The following is a 16,484-nucleotide window of genomic DNA, read 5'->3' on the forward strand; positions in this document are numbered from 1 at the left end:
GCGGGCGCCCCCCCGCGGCCCCGGGGAGACCGGCGATCAGGGAGGCGGCGGGTACGCCGGACCGAAGCTCGACTCCACCGACGACCGCGTCGTCAGCAGCGGCGTCTTCAGCGTCTCGTCCTCGTACAGCGGCCTCACCACGCAGGTGTCCTCCCCGCACTCCCCCCCCTCGACGAACGCGACGTCGGCGACCAGCCAGTACCGGGTGCTCCCGTCGGCCGGCGCGAACGTGACGGGCGCCTCCGGGTCGTAGAACCCCGTCGGGCCGAGATCCGCCCCGAGGGAGCCATTGCAGAAGATCTTGATCCGCGGGTGAACCGCGTAGTTCCGGCCATGCGCCGAGTAATAATGGACGCCGATCCGCGTCCACTGCCCGAACGGCGGAAAATCCACGTTGATGTTCTCGGGCGCGCAAAAATCATCGCTGTCCGGGTCCGTGACGTCGGGGTCGCACGTGATGTTGTCGATATCGAGCCGCGGGTTGTAGCAACCCTTGCCGAGATCGCGCCACGCCTGCCCGGCGCCGCGAGGGGCGTAATAACACGTGTTCTTGGCCTCCTCCGGATCCGCATACCAGCTCACCGGCTCCGGCGGCGACGCGACGTCGCTGAACCACCGCAGCTCCGGATCCGACCCCAGCGTGTCCACGGTGCAGTTGTTGTAACCGCAGTCGTCCGGCGAGCCCGCGACCGCCCACGGCCGCGTGTCGCCCGGCTTGTGCAGGTGCAGATCGAGATCCACCCCTTCGCCGCCGAGGTCGTGCTCCCACTCGAGCTCGACCCGGAGGCCGGGCGCGCCGACGTAAAGGGCGTACTCGCACGAGTCGGTCGCGCCGTCGGCGAGGCGCTTCGTGTAGATGACCGTGTACTCCCCCGACTGGAGCGGCTTGTAATCATCCGCCGGGCTCGCCCCGGAGACCGCCGGACACGGGTCGATGCCCGCGGGGCAAACCACGCTCCAGGTCTCCGAGCCAGGCTCGGCGTCCACGCTGAACGTGCCTGTCCCCTCCTTCAGATCCACGTTCGCGAACGGAGGTACCCTCAGCGCGTGGCACCCCGCGGGGTTCTCGCTGAAGCACGCCTCGGTCGCGTGGCTGCCGCCAACGCAGGGCCCCCAGACGCCCACCTCGTTGCAAAGCTCGGTGCCCGGAAAACACCCCTCCGCCCCGCGGTACGACGGATCACCCATGAAGCACGCGTGCGCCTGCCCCGCGACGCAGGAGCACGTCTCGTCGACCTGACCGTCGCAGTCGTCGTCGAGGCCGAGATGGTTGAGATCGCAGAGCTCCTCCGGACCGCACTGGGTCCCGCACGGGTTCACGGCAGCGTCGCCGGCGCCTGCGTCGTCGTCGCCAGGGGCAGACCCGCCAAGGCCGTTATCCGGAACGAAATCACCGCTGCCGCTGCCGCCCCCGGACGCGCCGCCGCCGCCCGCGCCACCGCCGCCGTCGCCGGGCGCACCGCCGCTCGCGCCGATCTCGACGTGCGGACCCGAGGCGTGGCAGCCGACCGCGACGAACGCACCCGATGTCGCGGCCCCGAGAAATGCGAGGAGCGCAGAGGAGACGCCGAGATGACGCATGAAACCTCCATGTCTCGCCAGCGCGCGGTGGAGCCGCTCGGGCAGTCAGGCGCGCCCGGCGAGACACCGGCGATGAACAGCGAGGTTCCTGGTTTAGCAGACCTGGCGCAATACCAAAGCTCGCACGAGCATAATCAAAGCACGCTCGTGAGAACGGATGTCCCGACGCCCTGTCCGGGCGTATGTCGCCGGAGGGTGGGTGTCAGTCCGTCGCGCGCGGACCCCTCGCGGCCTCGGCCGCGAGCGCCGCTTGCGCCGCGGCGAGGCGGGCGATGGGGACGCGGAACGGGGAGCAAGACACGTAATCGAGCCCCGCCCGCTCGAAGAACGCAATCGAGCTCGGGTCGCCGCCGTGCTCGCCGCAGACACCGAGCTTCAGCCCGGGCCGCGCCGCGCGCCCTCGATCCCGCCCGATCTCCACGAGCTCTCCGACGCCGGGCACGTCCAGCGACTGGAACGGATCCTTCGTGAAGATGCCGGCCTCGACGTACGCGCCGAGGAACCGGCCCGCGTCGTCGCGCGAGATGCCCAGGCTCGTCTGCGTGAGATCGTTCGTGCCGAAGCTGAAGAACTCGGCCTCCTCGGCCAGCTCGCCGGCCCTGAGCGCGGCGCGCGGGAGCTCGATCATCGTCCCGAACCGGACGTCGACCCGCCGCCCCTTCTCGGCGAAGACCTTCTCGGCGACCCCCTCGACGAGCGCGCGCGTGAGGGCGAGCTCGCGCCGGGTCATGCTGAGCGGGATCATGATCTCCGGCTCCACCTCGATGCCCGCCGCCGCGACCTCGCACGCCGCCTCGAGGATGGCGCGCGCCTGCATCTCGTAGATCTCCGGCGACGTGATCGCCAGCCGGCAGCCGCGGTGGCCGAGCATGGGGTTGTACTCGGCGAGCTCCTCGCTCTTGCGCTGGAGATCCTCCGCGGAGACGCCCGTCGCCCTCGAGAGCTGCTGGAGCTGCGCCTCGTCCTGCGGCAAGAACTCGTGCAGCGGCGGATCGAGCAGCCGGATCGTCACCGGCAGGCCCGCCATCTCCCGGAAGACGCCCACGAAATCGCTGCGCTGGAACGGGAGCAACTTCGCGAGCGCGCGCCGCCGCCCGAGCTCGCCGTCCGCGAGGATCATCTCGCGCACCGCCTGGATGCGCTCCTCGTCGAAGAACATGTGCTCGGTGCGGCAGAGCCCGATGCCCTCGGCGCCGAAGTTGCGCGCCGTCCTCGCGTCGTGCGGCGTGTCCGCGTTCGACCGCACCCGGAGGCGCCGGACCGCGTCGGCCCAGGCCATGAGCTCCTCGAACTCGCCGCTCAGCGCCGCCGGGATGGTCGGCACCGCGCCGAGGTAGACCGTGCCGGTGCCGCCGTCGAGCGTGATGAGATCGCCGTCCTTCACCGTGATCGAACCGGTCGCGCGCCCGTGATCGTCGTAGATCGTCACCGCCATCCGGCCCTGGCTCACGCTGATGGCCGAGCAGCCGGCGACGCAGCTCTTGCCCATCCCCCGCGCCACCACGGCCGCGTGGCTCGTCATGCCGCCGCGGGCCGTCAGGATGCCGCGCGCCGCCTTCATGCCGTGGATGTCCTCCGGCGACGTCTCGGACCGCACGAGGATCACCGCCCTGCCCTGCCCCGCGCGCCGCTCCGCCTCGTCCGCGCTGAACACCACCTGCCCCGTCGCCGCCCCGGGGCTCGCCGGCAGGCCGCGCGCGAGCAGCGACTTCGGCGCGCTCGGGTCGATGCTCGGGTGCAGCAGCTGATCGATCGAGCCCGGATCCACCCGCAGGATGGCCTCCCGCTGGCTGATCAGGCCCTCCTTGGCCATCTCGACCGCGATGCGCACGGCCGCGCGGCCCGTGCGCTTGGCGGTGCGGCACTGGAGCAGGAAGAGCTCGTTCTGCTGGATCGTGAACTCCAGGTCCTGCACGTCGCGGAAGTGCTGCTCGAGCTTGCCCTGCACCTCTACCAGCGCCGCGTACGCCGCGGGCATCCGCGCCTCGAGCGAGCTCTCGTCGTCTGCACCGCCGCCCTCGCCGGGCCTCGACAGCGGGTGCGGCGTGCGCACCCCCGCGACGACGTCCTCGCCCTGCGCGTTGGGGAGCCACTCGCCATAGAAGCGCCGCTCTCCCGTCGACGGATCGCGCGTGAACGCGACCCCCGTGCCGGAGTCGTCGCCCAGGTTGCCGAACACCATCGCCTGGACGGTGCAAGCTGTCCCCCAGGCCTCCGGGATGTCGTGCATCTTCCGGTACACCTGGGCCCGGTGGTTCTTCCAGCTATCGAATACGGCGCCGATCGCCCCCCAGAGCTGCGCGTAGGGATCGTCGGGGAACGGGCGGCCCGTCGCCCCGAGGACGATGTCCTTCTGGCGCTGGATCAAGGCCGCGAGCGACTCCGGATCGAGCTGGGAGTCGGGCACCTTGCGCTCGAGCTCGGCGGAGTTCAGGCGCGTCGCGTCGACGCCGAGCTTCGCGGCGGCCTGCCTGCGCGCGCGGCCGAGCGCCTCCTCGAAGCGGTCGCGGGGCACGCCGAGCACGATATCGGCATACGCCAGGATGAACCGCCGATAGGCGTCGAGCGCGAATCGCTCGCTGCCCGTGCGCCGCGCGAGCCCCCGCGCGATCTCGTCGTTCAGGCCGAGGTTCAGGATGGTATCCATCATTCCCGGCATGGACGCGCGCGCGCCCGAGCGGACGGACACGAGCAGCGGCGCCTCGGGGCTGCCGAACCCCGCGCCGCGCAGCGACTCCAGCCGGCCGATCGCTGCCTTGATCTCGTCCTCGACGCCGGCGGGGAGCGCCTTGCCCGAGGCGTAATAGGCGTTGCAGACCTCGGTGGTGACCGTGAAGCCCGGCGGCACCGGGATGCCGAGGCGGGTCATCTCGGCGAGCCCCGCGCCCTTTCCGCCGAGCAGATCCTTCTGCTGTGCGTCCCCGTCCGCCTGCCCCGCGCCGAAGAAATATATCGATCTCCCCATGGCGGGCGCACGCTAGACCGTCCTCGCAGTCAGGTCGAGAGCCGTCGAACGGCGGAATGGAGGTGCGACGGACGGACGGCCGCCGACGGCCCCACTCCGATCCAGAGCCGTCGGAACCGCGGCGTGCGCCTCACGCGTGCAGCTCACAAAAATACCGGCTCTCGACGGCGGACGAGCTATGAAGCCGCGCATGAAGCGCTTCTCTCTCGTCCTCGTTGCGATGTTCGCCGTCCCCCTCACCGCGTGCGACCAGAAGCCCGCCTCACAGGCGATCGCCGACGCGCCGGTGAGCGCCTCGGTCAAGCCCGCCCCGCCGCCGGCGCCCACCCCCGAGCCCGCCGCCTCGCCGCAGCCGCCGCCCGAGCCCGCCGGCCTGCCCGCGCCGCCGGACGTCGCGGCGCCGCCGGCCGACGCGCAGAAGACGGCATCGGGCCTCGCGTCCAAGGTGCTGGCGCCGGGCAAGGACACGGCGCATCCCGGCCCGGACGACAAGGTGACGGTCCACTACACGGGGTGGACCACGGACGGGAAGATGTTCGACAGCTCCATCGTCCGCAACGAGCCGGCCACCTTCCCGGTGGGCGGCGTGATCAAGGGGTGGACGGAGGCGCTCCAGCTCATGAGCAAGGGCGAGAAGCGCCGGCTCTGGATCCCCGGGGCCCTCGCCTATGGCGACACGCCGGCCCAGCCGGGCGCCCCGGCCGGAATGCTGGTGTTCGACGTCGAGCTGCTCGACTTCGCCCCCGCGCCGAAGCCGCCGCCCGCGCCGAAGGACGTGAAGGCCGCGCCGAAGACCGCGAAGAAGACCGCCTCCGGGCTCGCCTACCAGGTCCTGCAGAAGGGCACGGGCACCGAGCACCCGAAGCCGACGAGCCGCGTCGTCGTCCACTACACGGGCTGGACGACCGACGGGAAGATGTTCGACAGCTCCATCGTCCGCGACGAGCCGGCCACCTTCCCGGTGGGTGGCGTGATCAAGGGGTGGACGGAGGGCTTACAGCTGATGGTGAAAGGCGAGAAGGCGCGATTCTGGATACCGGCCGACCTCGCTTACGGCGACAAACCCACACGGCCCGGCGCGCCCGCCGGCATGCTGGTGTTCGACGTCGAGCTCATCGACTTTCGCTGAGCCGTCGGCCGGCGCTTTACATCCGGCCGACTGCCTGGTCACATGATGGCTGCGAGCGGCCAGGCATGCTGACATCCATCCGACTCAGGAACTTCAAGAGCTTCGCCGATCAAACGGTGGAGCTGTCCCCCTTCACGCTGCTGCTCGGGGCCAACGGCTCCGGGAAGAGCAACTTCCTCGACGCCCTGCGCTTCCTGCAGGGCGTCGGGCTGGATCTACCCCTGTGCGACATCTTCCGCGGCCGCGTCGACGGCAGGCGCGAGGTGTGGCCGGGCCTGCGCGGCGGCACGCAAGGGGCCACGCACAGGGGCGCCAAATCGTTCACCATCGAGAGCCGATGGGCGATCGGGAAGGAGGAGCTCACACACAAGATCACCTGTCAGGTCGAGCCTGACGTGATCGTGGAGCACGAGTCGCTCGAGGCGAAGTCGGCCGGGGGCCCGCTCTTCGACACGCCGGCGTCGGCGCTGAAGGGGCTGGAGGGGTTCGCCTCGGGCGGAGCGATGAAGGCGGCGTCGAAGAAGGGCCGCTCGATGCGGATCGCATCCATGGATCGCAACCCCGCCCGGCGCAGCCTGCTCGGCCAGATAGAGCACCACCGCGGGCGCGGCGAGGACGTGAGCCTCGCGGACGTCATCGCGCTCTGCAACGCGCTGCAGGTCGCGATGCGGAGCACGCTGTCGCTCGACATCGATCCTTCGCGGATGAGGGGTTATGTGCCGCACGAGATAGAGAACCTCGGCGCCGGCGGGCAGAACCTCTCCGCCGTGCTCCGCTGGCTCTGCCAGGAGGCCGAGCACAAGGCCGACGTGCTCGGCTGGGTGCGCTCGATCTTCGCGCCCGAGATCGAAGATATCGAGTTCGCCGAGACGGGCCTCGGCGACGTCATGATGGTGCTCGTCGAGAAGGGCGGCGCCCGCGTCCCGGCGCCGAGCCTCCCGGACGGCGCGCTGCGCGCGCTCGGCAAGATCGCCGGCGTGCTCACCGCGCCGGAGGGGTCGCTCCTGCTCATGGAGGACCCGGACGCCGGCTTGCACCCCGAGCGCGCCGCCGTGCTCGCGCAGCTCCTCGAGGGGGCGGCGCGGCCCTCCGTCTGCCAGATCGTGGCGACGACGCACTCGCCCGCGCTGCTCAGGGGGGTGTCGAAGCAGGGCCTCAGCCGCGCGATCGCGTTCCAGCGCGACCCCGAGACCTCCGCCACGACGACGCGCCGCCTCGCCGACCTCCCGCGCTTCGAGGACCTGGCCGAGCGCGATCCCGGAGAGCTGCTCTCCTCGAAGGCGCTCTCCGCGTAGACGCGACGAGCCGATCCCGGTACAGCACCATCATTTCATTGCAGTGTCGCAAGCTCGCGATAACGATAACTATTTTCACTTCATGAAATGCATTGTGGATGCGCACAATGCCATCTAGGGTCCTCCGCGAGTTGACGGCGCGGCGCTCGCCGCGCGAACACAGCGTCAAAGAGGGTCCTCACATGCTTTCCCAGAAAACTGCACTTCAACTGGTCCTCTGTCTGACCATCGGGTTCTCGGCCGCTGCCTGCTCTGACGACGGTGGCGAGACCGACAACAGCACCAGCACCAGCAGCTCGACCAGCAGCAGCGCCACCAGCAGCAGCAGCGCGGGCCAGGGCGGCGGCACCGGCGGGACCGACGGCCAGGGCGGCGGCACCGGCGGGACCGACGGCCAGGGCGGCGGCACCGGCGGTTCGGATGTCGGCACGGGCGGCCAGGGCGGCGGCACCGGCGGCGCCGGCACCGGCGGCGAAGGCGGCGAAGGCGGCGAAGGCGGCTCCGCCCCCGCCGGCGACCCCCTCTGCGGCGCGGGCACCGCGACCTTCGCTGATGTGCGGCCGATCCTGACGACGACCTGCGCGGGCTGCCACGGCAACGCCGGCCCCGCGGCCGCCGGCCTCGATCTCCGCGCGAACGCGGCCCATGGCGAGCTCGTCAACGGGAACAGCTCGGAATGCACCGGCCGGAAGCTCGTCGTGCCGGGCAAGCCGAGCGAGAGCTACATCATCAACAAGGTGCGCGGCTCCGGCCTCTGCGGCGACGACACGCGCATGCCCCCCCCGGACTCGGGCAATGCCCTGCCCGAGGCCAGCATCAAGAAGATCAACGACTGGATCTGCGCCGGCGCTCCCCAGCAGTGAGCCCGTCTGCCCGGCTCAGCGCCTGTCCCTGCAGCGCGGGCGCTCAGTAGACCTTGCAGCGCGCGCCGCCCGCGGCGCGCGCATACGGGATCTTCGCGCTGCGCCCCTTCACGTAGATCGCCCCGCCCGGAGCGGGCCTCGGGATCACGGCGCCCGTCGCGAGCGGCCGTCCTGTGGGCAGCTCCTCGACCTCGATGACGATATCGTTCCCTTCCTGATCGACCGCCGAGATCGAGGGTCGCCGGCTCTCCTCGTCGGGAGCGCCGCCAGGGCAGGGCACCCCGCGCGCGCTCAGCGCGATGGCCAGCGTGTTGGCCGAGGTCTCCGGCGCGCCGGCCGCCCACTGGAACCTGGGATCGCGCGCCTCCCCCACCTCCACGGCCAGGCAGCTGCAGCGCTCCTTGCGCGAGTCGGCGCGCGCGAGCGAGAGATCGTGCCGCACGCCCACCCACGCCGAGGGCGCCCGCTCCTCGGGCGTCGACGGGGCGCCGCCGAAATCGTCGGGCACGCCGAAAGCCCTGCGCGGCGCCTTCTTCTTCGCGCCCGCCTGATCCGCCGGCGCGACGGGATCGACGGTGCCGCCCTCCCAGAACGCCGCGGCGCCCGCGTGCTGGTTGCCGCCGCAGGCGGCGAGGAAGACTCCGGAGAGGAGCGCAGCGAAGCGCGCAATCTGGACGCCCGAGGGGAGCATGCAGCGCGATCTTCGCACCGGCGCCGCCGGCGGCCAAGGTTTGTGCTGGGTCGGAGAGAAAAGAGAGAGAAACGCTGCTAGGCGAGAACACACGCGCTGCGCGCCGGACGCCCGGCGCGCAACGCAGGAGCCGTCACTTCGGCTTGATCTCGGTCAGGACGAGCAGGTAGTCCGGCGAGTTGTTCGGCGACAGCTTCGCGTACGGGTTCTCCTTGCTGGGCCACCCGACGAAGCGCTTCGTGCTGTACTCGCCCCAGGACGGGTTCTTGAACAGCGGGATGACCGGCACCTGCGTGGCGTAGATCATCTGCAGGTCCTCGACGATGCTCTTCTGCTCCGCCGGATCCGTCGCGGCCGCGAACTTCTTGAACAGCGGCTCGGCCTCCTTGGCGGCGAAGCGGTGCCAGTTGCGGTTCGAGACCTCGCCGACGGCCTTCACGAACTCCGGCGCCATGAGATCGCGGTAGTAGTTGAACGGCGTGGGCTCGGTGTTGGTCCAGCCCATCGACATGTCGAACGTGCCCTTCTGGAGCGCCTCGAAGAACGCGCTGAAGTCGTACGTCTTCAGCGTGGCCTCGATGCCGACGGCCTTCAGGCTCTGCGTGGTGATCTGGACCGCGCGCACCCAGTCGGACCAGCCGGTCACGACGTTGATGTCGAACTTCAGCGGCTTGCCGTCCTTCGCGCGGATCCCGTCGGCGCCCTTGGCGTAGCCGGCCTCGTCGAGGAGGGCGTTCGCCTTGGCCACGTCGAAGGTCGTCCAGTCGCCGGCCGCGGCGGCCTTGTCGCTGCGCCAGCGCCCGTAGGCGTCGTCGAGCCCGGTCCCGTCCGCGCCGACCGTGTAGCCGTTGACCGCGACCTTCGCGATCTGGGCGCGGTCGATGGCCATGCTGATGGCCTTGCGCAGCTTGATGTCGTTGAACGGCTTCTTCGTGGCGTTCGGGTAGAGCGTCACGGTGCCGCCGACGAGCGGGAACCAGTAGTGGTTGTTCTCCGGGTCCTTGGCGACGTAGGTCTTGTCGATGTCGGGCACGAAGTTGCCGGCCCAGTCGACCTCGCCGTTGATGAGCGCCAGGTTCGCCTGGTCGTTGCCCGGGTACGCCGGGAAGCGCAGGCCCTCGACCGCCGGCTTACCCTTCTGCCAGTAGTTCGGGTTCTTGCCGAGCTCGTAGATCTGGTTCTGGAAGGTCTTCACCTCGGTGAAGGGCCCCGTCGCGACCGGGTTCTCGTTCGTGAACGTGACCGGGTCGGCGACGTCCTTCCACTTGTGCTCCGGCACGATCGGCTGATGGCCGATGTAGGTGAGGCCGGGGACGAACGCCTCCTTGAAGACGAACTCGACCGTGGTGTCGTTCTTGGCCTCGACCGAGTCGACGAGCTTCCACACGCCCGTGAGATCGAGCGCCGGGAACTTCTTGAGGAGCCCGAACGTGAACGCGACGTCCTTCGCCGAGAAGGGTTGTCCGTCAGACCACTTGACTTCGGTGCGGGTCGTGAAGGTGAGCTTCTTGTTCGCGTCGCTCCACTCGTACTTCGTGGCGAGCCAGGGGACGTACTCGCCCTTCATCGTGTTGTACACGATCATGGGCTCGTAGATGCCCGCGACGGTGGGGAAGCGCGTGGCCCCCTCGCCGAGAAGGGGGTTGAAGTTACGAACCCAGGACGCCTGCTGCTCCCTGGAGATGGTGACGAACTTCGCGCCGCCCTTCGCATCGCCCTTCGCAGCCGGCCCGGCCGCGGCACCGGCCGAGCCCGCGGGCGCCGTGCCACCGGACTCGGACTTGTTGTCGCAGGCCGCCGTGGCGCCGACAGATAGGACGAGCGCCGAAAGGGCAAAAATGCGGCGCGACATGGATCGACTCTTCATAAGCTTGCTCCTACGCGGCGACCTCGGTCGCCCACGACGATCCTCTCACTCGACCGACAGCTCGCAGCGCCGCAGCGCAGCGACAACAGCAGACCGTACGGCGGCGCCACGGATGAGCCGCGACTGCGGCAACCTGACGCCGGCGCACTCTACCGGCCGACGTAGAGAAGTGTCAACCTGACGAATCGAGGGATTCCCCGGCCACCGCGCCGCCCGCGACCTGATCGGATGCGCACGCCGGGGCCGCGGCGCACCGCAGCAAGCCGCGCGCGCTCCTACCCGCGCGATTACCCGCGCGATTCCCCGCGCGTTCCGGCGCGCTCAGAACTCGGCCGGATCGCTGTAGGTCCCCAGGACGTCGCGCAGCACGTCGCAGATCTCCTGCTCGGTCGCGTAGGCGCTGGCCGCCGCGATGAGGGGCGGCATCAGGTTGTCACGGCCGCGCGCGGCGCTCCTCACGTCGGCCAGGGCGCGCCGCACCCGGTCCTGGTCGCGCTGGGCCTTGACCCGGGCCAGGTTCTCGCACTGAACGCGCTGCACCTCCTCGTCGATCCGGAGGAGGGGGATCGTCTTCTCGCCCACCGCGGCGTAGCGGTTGACGCCCACCATGATCCGCTCGTTCGATTCCAGCTCTCGTTGAAACCTGTAGGCCGAGGCGGCGATCTCGCGCTGCGGATACCCCTTCTCGATGGCGGCCACCATCCCGCCCATCTCGTCGATCCGCTGGATGTACTCGAGGGCCTCCTTCTCCAGGCGGTCCGTGAGCCACTCCACATAGTAGCTCCCGCCGAGCGGATCGATGGTGTTCGCGACCCCGCTCTCGTGGGCGATGATCTGCTGGGTCCGGAGGGCGATGGTCACGCTCTCCTCGGTCGGGAGCGCGTACGTCTCGTCGAGCGAGTTCGTGTGGAGCGACTGGGTGCCGCCGAGCACGGCGGCGAGCGCCTGGAGCGAGACGCGGACCACGTTGTTGTACGGCTGCTGCGCCGTCAGCGACACGCCGGCCGTCTGCGCGTGCGTCCGGAGCTTCATGCTCTCGGCCTTCTTCGCCCCGTACCGCACCTTGAGGAACCGCGCCCACATGCGGCGCGCGGCGCGGAATTTCGCGATCTCCTCGAAGAAGTCGCTGTGGACGTCGAAGAAGAACGACAGGCGCGGCGCGAAGGCGTCGACGTCGAGGCCACGGGCGACGCAGCTCTCGACGTAGGCGAGCCCGTCCGCGAGCGTGAACGCGAGCTCCTGCGCGGCGGTCGAGCCCGCCTCCCGGATGTGGTAGCCGCTGATCGACACCGAGTTCCACCGCGGCACCTCGCGCGCGCAGAACTCGATCATGTCGGTCACGACCCGCATCGCCGGGCGCGGCGGGACGAGCCAGGCGTGCTGGGCGATGAACTCCTTGAGGCAGTCGTTCTGCACGGTGCCGCCGATGCGGCTCCGCGGGATCCCGCGCTTGTCGGCGAGCGCGATATAGAACGCGAGCAGCACGGCAGCGGGGCCGTTGATGGTCATCGACGTCGTCACCTGGTCGAGCGGGATGCCGTCGAAGAGCACCTCCATGTCGCGGAGCGTGTCGACCGCGACACCGCACATCCCCACCTCGCCGAGCGACCGCGGAGAGTCGGAGTCGTAGCCCATGAGGGTCGGGAAATCGAAGGCGGTCGACAGGCCCGTCTGGCCCTCTGCGAGCAGGTATTTGAACCGCGCGTTCGTCTGCTCCGGCGTGCCGAAGCCCGCGAACATCCGCATCGTCCAGAGCCTGCCGCGGTACATCGTCGGCTGGACGCCCCGGGTGAACGGGTACTCCCCGGGCAGCCCGAGATCCGCCGCGTGGTCGACCGGCGCGTCGGCCGGGGTCGCGAGGTCGGGGACGTCGATGCCGCTCCACGTGGTGAAGCGCTCGCTCCGCGGCGGGAAGCGCGCCGACGCCTCGGCGACCGGGCCCGCGCGCCACGCGGCCACCGCGCGCCGGAGCGCCGCGAGCCCTGCCTCGTCGAGCGCGAGCCCCTCTCCGCCCCCGCCGTTCGTGGAGCGGAGCGCGTCGCCGCCGCGCTCGCCGGCGTTTTCCGGGGACCCGACCGCTCGGTCCGCCGCGGTCTCCGGAGGGGGGGTGATCTCTCGAGGCGCCATGGCCGGCATTTTAGCGCGGCGCGCGCGCGACGACGCCGGACAATGCCGGCGAGCGCGCCGGGGCGGCGGGCGTGCGCCGCATCACGGGCACACCGCGTGGAACACCGCGGAGGCGACCGGCGTCGCCCCGTCCTCCAGCGAGTCCTCGATCGCGCCCGTGATGCGGATCCCCTCCGGGGCGCAGAGCGCCGCCGCGACCTCGGCCGGGAGCGTCCCGCCCTGAGCGCCGGTATCGACGTTGAACGCCATGGTGACATCGCTGTCCGGAGCGACCTCGACCGGCAGCGCCGCCGTGGTCTCGACGGGGAGCGGCTCGACGATCGAGGTCTTCTGATCGGCGCTCGTGATCGCGAAGGTGCGCACCGCGACGCGGCTGGGCCCGCTGGCCCGCGCGCTCAGGTGGAGCTCCAGCGCGAAGCTCGCGGTCAGGCCGGTCCCCAGCGCATTCGAGGAGACGGTCGCCTCAGGCGCCGCAATCGACGGCTCGACGAACACGGCCGCGTCGGTGTTGATGCAGCCGCTCGCCATCACGGCGAGCGCCGCGGCGGCGAGCGTGGTGGCGGCGGAGCGCCTGGCGCGGGCCTTCATGGGCTCACTCTCTCCCGGCCCGACCGGTCCTGTCCAGATCGGCGGCGCCGCGGTTCTGCTCCGGGCGGCGCCGCGTCTCCGCTCAGGGCGGCGGCGGGATGACGCCCTTGGAGCGGGCCAGGGCGCAGCCCAGCTCCACGTTGGTCGGCCCCTTGTCGGTCCGCACGACCTTGAACTCGACGCGCCGGTTCTTCTCCCAGGCGGCCGCGTTGTGGGCCGGATCGATCGGGCAGTACTCGCCGTAGCCCATCGAGCGAACGCTGTTCTTGTTGACGCCGCGCTGCGCCAGTGCCGCGGCGACCGCGTCCGCGCGGGCCTGGGTCAGCTTGAGGTTGTACGCGTCGGCCGAGCGCTCGTCGGCGTGCCCCTGCACCTCGATCATCGTGAACTCCGGGTGGTGCTTCAGCGTCTCGGCCACCGCCTGCACGATGCCGAACGACTCCGGGAGGATCTCGGCGCTGCCGGTCGCGAACTGGATCTTCTCGAGGATGACGATGTTGTTCTCCTCGATCACGACGCTGCCCTTGTCCGGGCACCCGTCCTCGTCCTCGAGGCCGTTGAACGTCTCCGGATCGTTCGGGCACTTGTCGACCACGTCCGGGATGCCGTCCCTGTCGTTGTCGGGCTCCGGGCACCCGTCCTCGTCCTCGAAGTCGTCCCTGTCCTCGGGGTCGTTCGGGCACTGGTCGGACTTGTCGGGGATGCCGTCCTTGTCGTTGTCCGGATCCGGGCAGCCGTCCTTGTCCTGGAAGCCGTCGCGATCCTCCGGGTCGTCCGGGCACTTGTCGCGCGAGTCGAGGATGCCGTCGCCGTCGCGATCGCCGTCGCTCCCCTCCGGGCAGCCGTCGTCGTCCTCGTCGCCGTCGCGGTCCTCCGGGTTGTTCGGGCAGCGGTCGTCGACGTCGAGGATGCCGTCCTCGTCGTTGTCCGGATCCGGGCAGCCGTACTTCCCGGGGGGCGAGTCCGCCTTCGTGTCCTGGAAGCCGTCGTAGTCCTCGGGCTCGTCGGGGCAGTCGTCCTGGTCGTCCTTGATGCCGTCGCCGTCCCGATCGCCGATCGACGGCTCGAAGACGAACCCGATGGTCGCGCGCTGCGCCGCGGACTGGAACCCGGGCGTGTACCCGACGCCGGCGCCGAGCATGAGGAAGCTGTTCCGCTCGATGAAGAGCTTGATGCCCCCGATCGCCTCGGCCGACAGCTTCTGCTTGGCGCTGTCGCCGCCGCCGACCTGCTGGGTCAGGTAGGTCTCGACCACGAGGTCGAGCGGCGTGAGGACGCGGTAGCTCATGCCGGCCCCGGCGGTGATCAGGTCGGAGTACTCGAGGTCCCCGTGCTCCAGCTGGAAGGTCGCGCCGTCCTGGCGCAGGCCGAACACCGGGTTCTTTCCGGCGTGGCCGCGGTAGCCGACGTTCGCCGCGATCCGGAACGGGTTGCTCGTCCCGAGCCGCTTCTCCAGCACGAGCTGCGGCCAGAAGAAGAACCCCGGATCCGACGCGAAGTCCTGGCTCCCGCCGACCCCGATCCCTGCCTGGGCGATCACCGCGAGCCCGATCACGTCCTGATCGGGGCGGAGGATGCGCGCCTTCGCGTGCACGGCCAGGTTGCCGAGCGCCTGCGCGTCGAGCGAGTCGTCGTTGTAGTTGGCGCTGCCGCCCGGGCCGATGTCGTCGACCGGCTTGCCCCCGTTGAGCACCACCGGGACCGAGAGCCCGACGACCAGGAAGTTGGCGATGCCGTAATCGAACTGGAACGTCCCCTGGAACGCGTGATTGAGCATCACCTCCGTTCCCCGGTCGTTCTTGGTGAGCGGCAGGATGTTGTGCCCGTAATCGAGCACGAGCCCCAGGCTGATGTCGTTCGCGCCGAGGATGTCCGCCCCGTTGACGGAGAAGAGCCCCTTGGAGTCGACCGCCGGCCGGAACAGGTGCAGGTCCATGCCGTCGCCGTTGGCGCCGTCTCCCGTGCGCGTCTGGGCCGCGGCGTCGCCCGCGGCGGCGGCGGTCATCGCTGCGCCGAGGACGAAGGAGAGCAGCCCGGCGCCCAGGCGGGAGGCTCGGCCGGGGCGCGCCTGGGCCGGGAGCCGGGCGTCGTTCGCCCCAGGAGCGCCTGGGAGCGGCGGTTCGGCGGGGAGCAGCGGGGAACGAGGCGTCATGGGAGGGTCCTCGGGATCGTGTGAGGTCGCTATCAGGCCAGCGCGTGGGGCGCCCGGCGCCACGTACCATCGCGCGAATTCCGGTGTCAAACAGACGACGCCGCGAGCGCGCGGCGCGAGCGAGCGCGGCGCCCATTTCGACGTGCCACGCGGCCGCCACGCGACCCTCCGCGCGCCCGGCGCCGGGCGCTCAGCTCGGGCGCGGCGCGCGCCCGCCGCCCCCTCGCGAGGGCCCGCGATCCGCCGGAATCATGAGTTGATGCACGCGGATGCGCGCCGGCGGGGCGCGCGGCCGAACGCCGGGACGTCCGGGTAGGGCGAAGTTGTCCGGACGATCGGAGCGGAGTATTCCGTGGAAGGTTGGGGCAACACGTGCTCGGCGCGCGCTCGAGGGTCGAGGGGAGGCCCCCGTCGCTCGCGGACCTCGCTCCTGGAGGAACAGATGCTGTTGACGAGATGGACTGGGGCGGCCGCGGTGATCGCGGCCACGGCGCTGCTCTCGTGCGAACGGGAAGGCGCGAGCGACGGCGACGGCGGGGGCGGCGGTTCCGGATCGAGCACGAGCGGGTCGAGCGCCGCGTCGAGCGCGACGACGGCGGGCTCCGGCGGGGCCACGGGCCAGGGCGGCGCGGGCGACGGCGGCCAGGGCGGCGCGGGCGACGGGGGCCAGGGCGGCGCAGGCGACGGCGGCGCCGGAGGCGGCGTGTGCGGCGACGGCGCGGTGGGCGGCGCCGAGGGCTGCGACGACGGCGGCACCGCGGCAGGAGACGGCTGCGACGCGGGCTGCGCCGTCGAGCCCGGCTACACCTGCGCCGGCGCGCCGAGCATCTGCTCGACGATGTGCGGCGACCGCCTGGTGCGGGGCGCCGAGGCCTGCGACGACGGCAACGTCCGGAACGAGGACGGCTGCAACGCCGTCTGCGTGATCGAGGCGGGCTACGAGTGCAACGGCGAGCCCAGCGCCTGCGGCCCGCTCTGCGGCGACGGCCTGCTCATCGGCAACGAGGGCTGCGACGACGGCAACACCGTCGACGGCGACGGCTGCAGCCCCGATTGCGACGTCGATCACGGCTACCTCTGCACCGGCGAGCCCAGCGTCTGCGCCCCCGTCTGCGGCGACAGCATCGAGGCGGGCCTGGAGGAGTGCGACGACGGCAACACCGCCGACGGCGACGGCTGCAGCAGCACCTGCCAGGCCGAGAACGACTGATCCGCGCCGCCGAGCG

Annotated in this window: 11 protein-coding genes; 4 read left to right on the top strand and 7 right to left on the bottom strand. The window is 71.0% G+C overall.

The window, feature by feature from the left end:
• Positions 1-36: 36 nt before the first annotated feature.
• Entirely contained in the window at positions 37-1,581 is a 1,545-nt protein-coding gene (locus WMF34_RS38390) for a hypothetical protein (protein ID WP_012240150.1), read from the bottom strand.
• Between the two features lie 202 nt (positions 1,582-1,783).
• Positions 1,784-4,546 (bottom strand): pyruvate, phosphate dikinase, encoded by a 2,763-nt coding sequence (gene ppdK / locus WMF34_RS38395; protein ID WP_437990911.1) that lies wholly within the window; start codon positions 4,544-4,546, stop codon positions 1,784-1,786.
• Positions 4,547-4,736: 190 nt separating this feature from the next.
• Here ppdK and WMF34_RS38400 point away from each other — a divergent pair, with 190 nt between their 5' ends.
• From WMF34_RS38400 to WMF34_RS38410, 3 genes are all read left to right on the top strand, one after another.
• Positions 4,737-5,675 (top strand): FKBP-type peptidyl-prolyl cis-trans isomerase, encoded by a 939-nt coding sequence (locus WMF34_RS38400; protein WP_231864474.1) that lies wholly within the window; start codon positions 4,737-4,739, stop codon positions 5,673-5,675.
• A 65-nt stretch (positions 5,676-5,740) separates the two neighbouring features.
• The gene (locus WMF34_RS38405) at positions 5,741-6,970 is read left to right on the top strand and encodes an AAA family ATPase (protein ID WP_012240153.1); all 1,230 of its coding nucleotides are present in this window, start codon (positions 5,741-5,743) and stop codon (positions 6,968-6,970) included.
• Positions 6,971-7,152: 182 nt separating this feature from the next.
• On the top strand, positions 7,153-7,833 hold the full coding sequence (locus WMF34_RS38410) for a c-type cytochrome domain-containing protein (RefSeq protein WP_012240154.1): 681 nt from the start codon (positions 7,153-7,155) through the stop codon (positions 7,831-7,833).
• A 43-nt stretch (positions 7,834-7,876) separates the two neighbouring features.
• Here WMF34_RS38410 and WMF34_RS38415 read toward each other — a convergent pair whose 3' ends face one another.
• The 5 genes from WMF34_RS38415 to WMF34_RS38435 all read right to left on the bottom strand — a co-directional run bounded on the left by WMF34_RS38415 (position 7,877) and on the right by WMF34_RS38435 (position 15,258).
• On the bottom strand, positions 7,877-8,524 hold the full coding sequence (locus tag WMF34_RS38415) for a hypothetical protein (protein ID WP_012240155.1): 648 nt from the start codon (positions 8,522-8,524) through the stop codon (positions 7,877-7,879).
• A 133-nt stretch (positions 8,525-8,657) separates the two neighbouring features.
• Positions 8,658-10,391 carry an ABC transporter substrate-binding protein gene (locus WMF34_RS38420; RefSeq protein ID WP_012240156.1) on the bottom strand — a complete coding sequence of 578 codons (1,734 nt, stop codon included), beginning with the start codon at positions 10,389-10,391 and terminating at the stop codon, positions 8,658-8,660.
• A gap of 321 nt (positions 10,392-10,712) precedes the next feature.
• Positions 10,713-12,518: an acyl-CoA mutase large subunit family protein gene (locus WMF34_RS38425; RefSeq protein ID WP_437990912.1), complete on the bottom strand. Its 1,806-nt coding sequence runs from the start codon at positions 12,516-12,518 to the stop codon at positions 10,713-10,715.
• An 81-nt stretch (positions 12,519-12,599) separates the two neighbouring features.
• On the bottom strand, positions 12,600-13,106 hold the full coding sequence (locus tag WMF34_RS38430; RefSeq protein WP_437990913.1) for a hypothetical protein: 507 nt from the start codon (positions 13,104-13,106) through the stop codon (positions 12,600-12,602).
• Between the two features lie 82 nt (positions 13,107-13,188).
• Positions 13,189-15,258, bottom strand: coding sequence for an OmpA family protein (locus WMF34_RS38435; protein ID WP_437990914.1), 2,070 nt, complete (start codon positions 15,256-15,258; stop codon positions 13,189-13,191).
• Positions 15,259-15,700: 442 nt separating this feature from the next.
• Here WMF34_RS38435 and WMF34_RS38440 point away from each other — a divergent pair, with 442 nt between their 5' ends.
• Positions 15,701-16,468 carry a DUF4215 domain-containing protein gene (locus WMF34_RS38440; RefSeq protein ID WP_437990915.1) on the top strand — a complete coding sequence of 256 codons (768 nt, stop codon included), beginning with the start codon at positions 15,701-15,703 and terminating at the stop codon, positions 16,466-16,468.
• Positions 16,469-16,484 lie beyond the last annotated feature (16 nt).

The sequence above is a fragment of the Sorangium sp. So ce145 genome (genome assembly GCF_051525985.1).
Taxonomy (GTDB): Bacteria; Myxococcota_A; Polyangia; order Polyangiales; family Polyangiaceae; genus Sorangium; species Sorangium cellulosum_B.